Origin of the sequence: Flavobacterium sp., from assembly GCF_040402835.1 — a bacterium.
Classification (GTDB): domain Bacteria; phylum Bacteroidota; class Bacteroidia; order Flavobacteriales; family Flavobacteriaceae; genus Flavobacterium.
In genome coordinates, this window is record NZ_JBBALW010000025.1 from 23,345 (window position 1) to 34,090 (window position 10,746).

Annotated in this window: 10 protein-coding genes; 7 read left to right on the forward strand and 3 right to left on the reverse strand. The window is 33.4% G+C overall.

Going from position 1 to position 10,746, the window contains the following annotated elements:
• Positions 1–3: 3 nt before the first annotated feature.
• The gene (locus AC9UEH_RS09185; protein WP_509531018.1) at positions 4–1,356 is read right to left on the reverse strand and encodes a M20/M25/M40 family metallo-hydrolase; all 1,353 of its coding nucleotides are present in this window, start codon (positions 1,354–1,356) and stop codon (positions 4–6) included.
• Positions 1,357–1,643: 287 nt separating this feature from the next.
• Here AC9UEH_RS09185 and AC9UEH_RS09190 point away from each other — a divergent pair, with 287 nt between their 5' ends.
• Positions 1,644–2,492: a CvfB family protein gene (locus AC9UEH_RS09190; RefSeq protein ID WP_509531020.1), complete on the forward strand. Its 849-nt coding sequence runs from the start codon at positions 1,644–1,646 to the stop codon at positions 2,490–2,492.
• 42 nt (positions 2,493–2,534) lie between these two features.
• Here AC9UEH_RS09190 and AC9UEH_RS09195 read toward each other — a convergent pair whose 3' ends face one another.
• A complete protein-coding gene (locus AC9UEH_RS09195) occupies positions 2,535–4,259 on the reverse strand; it encodes a DUF6029 family protein (RefSeq protein ID WP_509531022.1) in 1,725 nt (574 codons plus the stop codon).
• A gap of 1 nt (position 4,260) precedes the next feature.
• Positions 4,261–4,740: a TlpA family protein disulfide reductase gene (locus AC9UEH_RS09200; RefSeq protein ID WP_509531024.1), complete on the reverse strand. Its 480-nt coding sequence runs from the start codon at positions 4,738–4,740 to the stop codon at positions 4,261–4,263.
• Positions 4,741–4,844: 104 nt separating this feature from the next.
• Here AC9UEH_RS09200 and AC9UEH_RS09205 point away from each other — a divergent pair, with 104 nt between their 5' ends.
• From AC9UEH_RS09205 to AC9UEH_RS09230, 6 genes are all read left to right on the forward strand, one after another.
• A complete protein-coding gene (locus tag AC9UEH_RS09205) occupies positions 4,845–5,894 on the forward strand; it encodes an Omp28-related outer membrane protein (protein ID WP_509531026.1) in 1,050 nt (349 codons plus the stop codon).
• 167 nt (positions 5,895–6,061) lie between these two features.
• Positions 6,062–6,901 carry a 1,4-dihydroxy-2-naphthoyl-CoA synthase gene (locus AC9UEH_RS09210; RefSeq protein WP_509531028.1) on the forward strand — a complete coding sequence of 280 codons (840 nt, stop codon included), beginning with the start codon at positions 6,062–6,064 and terminating at the stop codon, positions 6,899–6,901.
• A gap of 84 nt (positions 6,902–6,985) precedes the next feature.
• Complete coding sequence (gene menA / locus AC9UEH_RS09215; RefSeq protein WP_509531030.1) at positions 6,986–7,921, forward strand: 1,4-dihydroxy-2-naphthoate octaprenyltransferase; 936 nt, start codon at positions 6,986–6,988, stop codon at positions 7,919–7,921.
• 41 nt (positions 7,922–7,962) lie between these two features.
• Positions 7,963–8,640 carry a metal-dependent hydrolase gene (locus AC9UEH_RS09220; protein WP_509531032.1) on the forward strand — a complete coding sequence of 226 codons (678 nt, stop codon included), beginning with the start codon at positions 7,963–7,965 and terminating at the stop codon, positions 8,638–8,640.
• 255 nt (positions 8,641–8,895) lie between these two features.
• Positions 8,896–9,939 carry an o-succinylbenzoate synthase gene (locus tag AC9UEH_RS09225; RefSeq protein WP_509531034.1) on the forward strand — a complete coding sequence of 348 codons (1,044 nt, stop codon included), beginning with the start codon at positions 8,896–8,898 and terminating at the stop codon, positions 9,937–9,939.
• 61 nt (positions 9,940–10,000) lie between these two features.
• The gene (locus tag AC9UEH_RS09230; RefSeq protein ID WP_509531036.1) at positions 10,001–10,339 is read left to right on the forward strand and encodes a 7(1) septoil knot domain-containing protein; all 339 of its coding nucleotides are present in this window, start codon (positions 10,001–10,003) and stop codon (positions 10,337–10,339) included.
• Positions 10,340–10,746 lie beyond the last annotated feature (407 nt).

Sequence of the window (10,746 nt, forward strand, 5' to 3'; positions counted from 1 at the left end):
TACTTAACGAATTGGTACTGGAAAAACGGGCAAACTAGAATGTCCTAACGCATCAATTGATTGCACTGCAAAGAAAAAATTATCTTTCGAATAGGGGATTTCTGCTTTTGTATCTTTCACAAAAATTGTTTTTTCCCAATGCGGTGCAGCAGTTTCTCTGATTAGAATTGTATAGCCATAAACAGGTTTTCCTTCGGGTTTATCCCAAACCAAAGTGGAGAAATTAGTAAGATCTTTTACTTCAATACCTACCTTTTTAGGTGCTTTTGGTGCCCACGCCAAATTGCTAAAAGTAGCCAAGTTGGAACAGGTAACTTTTTTCATGTATTCAAAATCCATAAATTCAGGAAGATCGCCATATTGGATAGTATTTTCTTTTCTAATATTTTGGTGTTGGTGATCATAATTTTCGTTCATTTCACAAAAACGGATTGCAGTAAATCCATTTTGACTAAAAGGAGTGTGGTCGCCACCACGCAGAAAACGGTCGTTTCGATAGACTAAATTTATTTCTAATTGTTCCACGTATTGATTGGTAACCGTTTTTATGTATCGTGCCAATTGTCTTGATGGACTATCATTATCTCGATTGGTAGCTTTTCTTAGTTTAGCTTCAGTTTCCGTTTCTAGATAGGGAATTGTTTCACTGAAAACACGAACTTGTGTATTGTCCCGTAATTGAGTGCCGCTAGATAGGCTGTTTCCAATCATGTCGTTATTAATCATAGCAATTACATTCCATTTTTCATTTTTAGCTTTATCTGCTAAATATTTTGCTCCATATAAACCCTGTTCTTCTCCCACAACAGCAACAAATATCAAGGTAAAAGGAAATTCTCTTTTGCTCATGACTCTAGCCAATTCCATCATTGCAGCTACTCCCGAACCATCGTCATTGGCGCCAGGCGCATCAATTGAACTGTCCATAACATCCGTAGCGCGGGAATCTAAGTGGCCACTAATAATTAAAACACGGTCGTCAGAAGTATCTGTTCCTTTTAAAGTTGCCATCACATTGCCCAATTGACTGTCTGCTGCAATGCGTTTTCCATCAGCTTTGATGGTAAAATAATCTATAACTGAAGTTAGTCTTCCATTAGAATTCAAAGCATAGGTATCAAATTCGGATTTTACCCAGCGTTGTGCTGCTCCAATTCCGCGTATAGCGCTATTGGTATCGCTTAATGTGTGTCGTGTTCCAAAAGAAACTAATTTTTTTACCGTGGCTTCCATATTCTCTGGCGAAACCTCGGAAAGCATTTTTTTTATTTCGGAATCGTAAACAGCAATTTGTCCAAAAGAGGTATGAATTGTTAAAAGCAATAATAGGAAATTTAGAATATAAGTTGGTTTCATTTTTGTTTTTTACTTAAGGAAAATGTAATTAAGATTCAAATATACAAATTATTCAGAATCAATTTCTATATCATAAAATTATAAGTGGTATGTGTTATAAAGTGTCGTATTTAAAACATGGAATTTTTTTCCAATAGGCTGATTTTAAATAGATATTTTCTATTTCGAGACTTTTGGCTTTACGTCATGAAAACTTTCGACTAACTTAGGTACGAATAAATCCAAAACTTTAAACCTATTTCTATAGCATTCAATTTCGTACCTTTGCGCTTTAGAAAAGTATAATAATGATTGAAATAGGAAAATACAATACACTCACGATATTAAGAGATACCAAAGTTGGTTTATTTTTAGGCAATCCAGTTGAAGATCCCGAAGGAATTAACGATATTCTTTTGCCGAATAAATACGTTCCCAATACCTTTGAAATTGGCGAAGAGTTAATCGTATTTGTATATTTAGATCATGAGGAACGTCCTGTTTCAACTACTCTAGAACCTTACATTTTACTGAATGAATTTGCACTTTTGCGTGTGAATTATGTAAATCAGATAGGTGCTTTTATGGATTGGGGAATGGAAAAAGACATTTTGGTTCCGTTCAAAGAGCAAGCCCGCCCGATGGAAAAAGGCAAACGCTATTTAGTTTATCTTTATATGGATGAAAAAACGAATAGGTTGGTAGCTTCTAGTAAAACCAATCAGTTTTTGAATAATGATACTCTTACAGTTGAAAAAGGCGAAGAAGTTGATTTGATTGTTTCTCACATTACAGAAATTGGAATCAATGTTATCATCAACGAACAGCACAAAGGCTTGGTTTACAAAGATGAGGTTTATGACGATGCGATTCGAACAGGTGACAGAATGCGGGGTTACATTAAAACCATTCGCCCAGATAACAAAATTGATGTTGCGTTGCAAATACAAGGATATCAAAGCATAGAACCGAATGCCGATTTAATCTTGGAAGAATTGAAAGCCAGTCGTGGATTTTTGAGACTTACTGATAATTCTCACCCTGAAGATATCAAAACGGTACTGAAAATGAGCAAGAAAACATTCAAAAAAGCTATTGGTGCTCTTTACCGTGAAAAATTAATAGAAATTAAAGAAGACGGAATTTATCTTTTGTAATTCAATAGTTATTATATTTTAGAAGAGAAATTAAGTATCAAATTAAAAAGATTTCGTCACTGATAATCCAATTCCAGTACTTGGCGGAACAAATCGGCAAACACCACCTGCGCAAACTAAACCACCTCGTTGTCGGCCGTAACTCAACGCAATTCGGGTACTTCCTTTGGTATAGGCACTCCCAAAATTATAAAAGTGAATTTTGAAGGGGTCGGTTACGTCATCAATTAATTCAGCTGTTTTATCGTATCCGTAATTGTACATATCTGAAACATAGAACGACCATTTGGTATTAGGATTGTATTCGACCATTAATGAAGCCCAATTTTTTCTATCGGAATCCGCCCACAGGTGTTCTGCAGCAATTTTCACTGACTGTTTGCCAGATAATTTATAGGTAATTTCGGGAGCTATAATAAAAGTGTTTACTTGAACATTCAAAGCCGCGGCAATTAACTTATGATTGTAATACTGATTAATAAAAACAATACTTGCGTTTAAATTTGAATTGAATTTTTTAGAGATTTCTAAATTATAATCTGAAAAATATTTCTCTCCTTTTGCCAAAAACTCTGTGGTATAGTCAGGTGGAAAAATGGTGTAATTTCCTTTTAGATTAAACCAATTAGAGGCATTAAACTCAAGTTTAGTTCCATTTTTCCCTCCTAAAGAAGTTCCTTTTTTAAATTCATAGAAAAAATCCATTTGACCGCCAATTTCACCCGCTTTTGCAATTCCGTTATCAGCAACTATACTCACGCTTTTTTGAGCTTGAAATACATATATATTTGCCAAATTAGAATGATATTGTTTGGTTAAACTAGGAACAAAATTCATGATTCTATCATTGTAAGCCAAACTGGTTTGCTCCGGTGAAAATACTTCAGGATTTCTTTCCGATAAGAAATTCATATTTTCAATTCTCCTGAGAGAAACATCTATTCCTATTCCTTTTTTGGTATACCCAAAATTCATTAGTAAAGCACTTCCTGGTTTTACAAAGGAATTGCTAACCGTAATTGGATATAAAATGGCGTCTTTTGATTTCAAATTATATTCTGTAGAAAAGTAAAAAGCGTTGCGGCTATAGTTCAATCTTCCAGCAAAACCATTGGTAAGTTCATTGAAATTAGGGTTTTGAATAGTAGTTTTTTCATACCTACCCACGTATGAAAACCCAATGGAAAGGTCGGAATTTTCAATATTAAATAATCCTGACACATTAAAATCTGAATTGAATCCGACAATAGTCCCGTTGCTAACTTCAAAACCAGCTCTGTGTTTTCCATACAATCCCGTAAATAGTAAATTTTGAGTTGGTCTATAGGTTATTTTCCCGCCCCGAATAGCATTATTTATTCCCAATGCACGGTCTTCCCAACTTCGTAATAATAATCCACTACCAAATTGTTCGTAAAAATGACCTGCAGTAATATCTAATTTTTCTGTTTTATAATTCAAATAATACGTTCCAATAGTTGAATTTTCATATTTTGGATTGAAATTCAATAATGGTTTTGGAGCGTATGATTCTGCTTGAATTCCAGCAGTCCATTTGCCATAGTTATAATTTAATGATAGGTAGTTGTTAGATCTTATTGGCTGATTAGGATGCTCTATTTTTCTATTGACATCATTTAAATACCACTGTGAATTAGACTCAAATCCGCCAAAAATTTTTCCCTTTGTTTTTTCTTCCTTATTTACTGTTTGAGAAAAAATAGAAATTGAAGTGCAAATTGCTAAAAAGAGTAGTGTTTTTTTCATTTTATAAACCTTTTAATTTTTCAAAGAATTCAACTTCCCCGCCAGGAGAATGTCCATTTTGAACGTAAACTATTTCATTGTTTTTTACAACAACAATGTAAGGAACATTAGCAATCGAAAGGCTTCTTTTTAGTTCTTGGTTAGTATCTAAAAGCACTGTATATTCCCAGCCTTTGCCATTAACTAAAGGCTTTACTCTTTTTTCAGTTCTAGCATCATCAACTGAAACGGCAATAATTTCAATTTTAATTTTACTTTTCCAATCACCATAAACATCACTAATAGCATCTAATTCTTGAACACAGGGTGCGCACCAAGTTGCCCAAAATGAGAATACATATACGACATCTTTTTTTTGAAAATCCAAATTTGAATTTACTAATTCACCTTTAATATTTTTTAATTTAATATTTGGAATTTGGTGTTGTGCTAAAAGCGAAGTGCTTAGCGTAATAATCCAAATTAAAACAAGTTTTTTCATGAATAAAGTAAGTAAATTGATAATATTTTACAAATAAAGAATATTTATTGCATTTAATAAGAAAATATTTATTTTATTTGTGTGAACTAACTTAAATTTTTTTTATGAAAAAATTACACTTACTATTGGCATTTTTATGTTTTGGATTATTTATTTCTTGTAGCAAAGAAGATAATAATTCTGGGGGCGGCGGTTCTGCTATTCAATCAATAGCAATTACAGCAAGTATTACAGACGCTTATGTTGGAGATAACATACAATTTACCGTCAAAGGAAATAACAATGCTGATGTTTCTACTTCTGCAGTTGTTTATTTGAATACGACACCGTTAGTAACTAATTTCTTTACTCCAAATGCGCCAGGAACACTATCTGTTTATGCTGTTTATCAAGTATCAAGCACAGTAACCTTAACTTCTCCTACAATTCAAATCCCTGTGCAACAGTGCATAAATTTTAATAAAAGAGTATTAATCGAAGACTATACTGGAACATGGTGCCAATATTGCCCAAGAGTAGCATATGCAATTAGTCAAGTTCGTTTGCAAACTTCAGATGCTGTTGTAGTTGCCATTCACAGAGGAAATGATCCTTATAATTTTCCAGAAGCAATTACTTTAGAGACAATGATTGGTTTAACGGGATATCCAACAGGAATGTTGAATAGAAAAACCGTTTGGTCTTATCCCGAAACAAGTTACGTTTCGCAACCTGTAAATCTAACCTCAGGAATTAATCCAAGAGTAGGATTGGCAATGACCAATACTATATCAGGGAATACTGTATCAGTTCAAGTAAGAGTGAAATTTGGACAGAATTTAACCAATCTTAAATTAGTAGTATATGCCCTTGAAGATAATTTAGTGTACAATCAAACTAATTCTACAAGTTATTATGGTGGTGTAAATCCAATTGTAAACTTTGATTATGATGATGTTTTAAGAGGTTATTTAACAGCAAACATTTTAGGTGACGCAATAACAGGAAGCACAAACTTAAACGATGTCTATACTAAAACCTTTACGTATATTATTCCTTCAGGATATGTAGCTTCTAATATGCATTTTTCAGCTTTTGTATTGGATTGGAATAATAAAGCGCTAAATGCCAGAAATGCTTCAAACAACGAAAACCAAGCTTTTGAAATCGAATAAATTTTAGAATAACAATTTTTAAAGAGGCCTAAAAGCCTCTTTTTTTATGATTAATAAACTTTTTTTAAAATTAATTTCTAAAATATAATTTGCTCCTAAATTATATTTATTTGAACGTGCTATAAAAAGTAAAAAATGCCTTAATTTTACACTAAAATAGTTCAATTATGAATATTATAGACTGGAAAATAGTAAAAGAGTTTGAAGATATAACCTACAAAAAATGCAATGGAGTTGCCAGAATAGCATTCAATCGACCAGATGTTAGAAATGCATTCCGGCCAAAAACTACGTCAGAATTGTATCAAGCTTTTTACGACGCACAAGAAGACACTTCAATAGGCGTTGTTTTACTCTCTGCCGAAGGACCTTCGTCAAAAGACGGAATCTATTCTTTTTGTAGCGGTGGCGATCAAAATGCTCGTGGACATCAAGGCTATGTTGGTGATGATGGGCAACACCGTTTGAATATTTTGGAAGTCCAGCGCCTCATTCGGTTTATGCCAAAAGTAGTAATAGCCGTTGTTCCAGGTTGGGCAGTGGGTGGCGGTCACAGTTTGCACGTAGTTTGCGATTTGACTTTGGCGAGTAAAGAACACGCTATTTTCAAACAAACGGATGCCGATGTAACAAGTTTTGACGGTGGTTATGGTTCTGCTTATTTAGCTAAAATGGTGGGTCAGAAAAAAGCACGTGAAATCTTCTTTTTAGGTAGGAATTATTCCGCTCAAGAAGCAATGGATATGGGAATGGTCAATGCCGTAATTTCTCACGATGAATTGGAAAATACCGCTTTTGAATGGGCACAGGATATTCTTCAAAAATCACCAACATCCATAAAAATGCTAAAATTCGCCATGAATTTAACAGATGATGGAATGGTGGGGCAACAAGTATTTGCTGGTGAAGCCACTCGATTAGCCTATATGACTGAAGAAGCGACCGAAGGACGAAACGCTTTCCTTGAAAAACGGAAACCTAATTTTGAAAAAAAATGGTTACCATAAAATTGTTTAAAGTTTAATGTTTAAAGTTGTTAAGCACTAAACTTTAAACCTTTTTAAACCTTAAACTTTAAATAAAAATAAAAAATGAAACATTGGATTCAAGCCGCGCGATTAAGAACATTGCCATTGTCGGTTTCGGGCATAATTGTGGGGAGTTTTTACGCCATGTCACAGGCGATGTTCAATTGGAAAATTGTCATTTTTGCACTTTCTACCACTTTAGGATTGCAAATTTTATCCAATTTTGCCAATGATTATGGCGATGGAATAAAAGGAACCGACAACGAAGATCGTGTAGGGCCAAAACGTGCCATTCAAAGTGGTGTAATTACTCCAGCGGACATGAAACGCGCTTTGGTAATTACCTCTATTCTGACATCAATTTCAGCAATTTTACTGATTTATGTCGCTTTCAAAGACCATAATTTAGGATTTTCATTATTTTATTTAGGACTTGGAATTTTAGCAATTGCATCCGCAATCCGATATACTGTTGGTAATTCTGCTTATGGATATAGGGGTTACGGAGATTTATTTGTTTTCCTATTCTTTGGATTGGTTAGCACACTCGGAATCTATTTTATGTTTGCCAAAGAAATGGATTGGTTTTTAGTATTGCCCGCAACCGCCATCGGATTTTTGAGTGTTGCAGTCTTAAATCTCAATAATATGCGAGACGAAGCATCCGATAGAAAATCAAATAAAAACACAATTGTTGTCAAAATGGGCGGTGAAAAAGCAAAAATATACCAATACTTTTTGGTTATTTCTGCTATGATTTTGGTTTTGGAATTTTCCTATTTCAAAGATTTCAATATCGATCAATATATTTATGTTTTGGCTTACATCCCTTTGATAAAACACCTTGTAACGGTTTATAAAAACAAAAATCCTAAAGAATTAGACCCCGAATTGAAAAAAGTGGCGTTAAGCACTTTCGCATTATCTGTTTTGTTGTCGTTAAGTTTGATTTTCTTCTTCCAAGACATTTTTGTAAACTTGTTTATGGGAGGAAGATAAGAAGCACTTAATTTTATATTTAACATTTAAATTTCATAAAAATGAAAATCACATTCTACGGTCACGCTTCGTTAGGTATCGAAATTGCTGGAAAATTCATTATCGTTGACCCTTATATTTCGGCAAATCCAAAAGCGGCTCACATTGATATTTACACCCTAAAAGCCGATTACATTTTGCTAACACACGCCCATCAAGACCATATTCTCGATGTCGAAGCAATTGCAAAACGCACCAACGCCATCATAATTTCCAATGCAGAAATCGCTGGACATTACAGCAAAAAAGGATTAAAATCGCATCCAATGAACCACGGAGGAAGTTGGAAATTCGATTTTGGCACCGTGAAATTCGTAAATGCAATCCATTCCAGCTCCTTTCCAGACGGTAGTTACGGCGGAAATCCTGGCGGTTTCGTCATCGAAGGCGAGCATAAAAACATCTATATTGCAGGCGACACAGCCCTCACAATGGATATGAAACTCATCCCGATACGCACCAAACTCGATTTAGCAATCCTCCCAATTGGCAACAATTTCACTATGGATATCGCCGATGCAATCATCGCTTCCGATTTCGTAGAATGCGATAAAATCCTGGGATATCACTACGATACATTCGGTTTCATCGAAATAAATCACGAACAATCCATCAAGAAATTCTTCGATAAAGGCAAAGATTTAATGCTCTTACAAATCGGCGAAAGCATCGAATTATAATTCTTTGAAAGGAACGAAGTAATATCAATAGTTTTTTGGAGCTTTTTCCCGCTTTCCATTTCAATCGTTTTTGCAAAATCCGTTTTTTGTAAGCCCTTGCAGGAACTTCCTTTGGTCGTTCTGCAAGCGCAACAAAAAAATAGGATTTTCACAAAAACGATTTTCACTGCAATCGGGGCTATAATTTCAGTAATTAATCCTAATTTTGATTCCTAAAATCAATTATAAAACATAAATAATCTTACAATCACAATTTTGAAAGCAAAATATCACAAATATATTCTTAATTTCAAACGTCCATCGGGAACTTCTCGTGGCGTTATGACCGAGAAAGAAACGTGGTTTATTGTACTTGAAAATGACGGTAAAAAAGGAATAGGCGAGTGCGGAATTCTTCGTGGTTTGAGTTGCGACGACAGACCAGATTATGAAGAAAAATTAGCGTGGACTTGTGCCAATATTCACCTCGGAATTGATGCGCTTTGGGAATCCTTAATTGAGTTTCCTTCAATACAATTTGGAGTTGAAATGGCGTTCCAATCTTTGGTGAGTTCCAACCCATTTTTACTCTTTCCATCGGACTTTACAAATGGCACAAAATCAATTCCAATTAACGGTTTAGTTTGGATGGGAAATGAAGATTTTATGAAGCAACAAATCGAAGAAAAATTAGCCGAAGGTTTCCATTGCATAAAACTAAAAATTGGCGCTATAAATTTCGAGGAAGAATTGCGATTATTGCGTTTTATTCGGCAATATTTCACCCCAGAACAAGTCGAAATTAGAGTCGATGCAAACGGTGCTTTCGATACAAGTGTAGCTTTATATAAATTAAAGCAATTAGCTGGATTTAAATTACATAGTATAGAACAACCTATAGCAAAAAATAATACTGACAGTATGGCAGAGTTGTGTAAAACGTCACCAATTCCAATTGCATTAGACGAAGAGTTAATTGGTGTGTTTTCAATAGCAGAAAAGGAGGATTTATTACTCAAAATCAAGCCGCAATATATCATTTTAAAACCCAGTTTTGTAGGTGGTTTTCGAGGAACAAAAGAATGGATTACATTGGCTGAAAAGCATAAAACAAAGTGGTGGATTACGTCTGCGTTAGAAAGCAATATTGGTCTTAATGCAATTGCACAATGGACTTTTTTACAGCAAAATATAATGCCTCAAGGACTTGGAACTGGCGGATTATATTCTAATAATTTCGACTGTCAATTAGAAGTTTTTGAAGGACAATTATGGTTCAGAAAAGAGCGTGAATTTCAATTTAATTTTGATGAAATTTAGAGTTTAAAACGCATTAAAAATAGTATTTTTAATTTTGATTATTACCCTTTATAAAAAGTAAATGAAAAGTATATTTTGGTCTTTAATTTTAGTTTTTTTATCAGTTTCCTATTGCAATGCGCAGAAGGTTTTTTCTGTGGAATATGAAAATCAAGCTGACGTAAAAGTGTTCGTTGTGAAGTATGAAAACCAAGCAGATTTAAAAGTCTTTAAAGTGAAATATGAAAACCAAGCGGGACAAAATAATGGCAAATGGTTTTTTACTAAATATGCCAACCAAGCCAAAAAAGCAATCTATTTTGTAAAGTATGAAAACCAAGCGGATTTAAAATTATTCTTCGTTGAATATGAAAATCAAGCTGAGTGGAAAAATAAATCAAAACAATATTTAATGTATTGATTATGATATAAATAGAATTTACATTAGTAATTAACAAAAAATTATTACATTTGATTTTCCAACCAATTATATATAGATATGGAAAATGATTCTTTCGTTCCTTTCGTTAAAGTGATTTTAATTATTTTTTTAATTGTAATTTTTATAGTGGTTATATTTACACTATTTAAAGAATTCAGAAATTGGATTAAAAACAGAAAATAATTAAAAATTAATTCTTTTTTGTTTTTCAACCTATTTAAAATTGCAATTCAAATGATTTGAATTTGAATAATAAATAAGAACATATATTATATTTGATTAATTGAAGGTGCATTTAATATGATTAAATGTAAAATTTATATATATTTGAATTTTGACTAGTCCTAAATAATCGATACAGATTATTAGACAAAAATAGATAAATT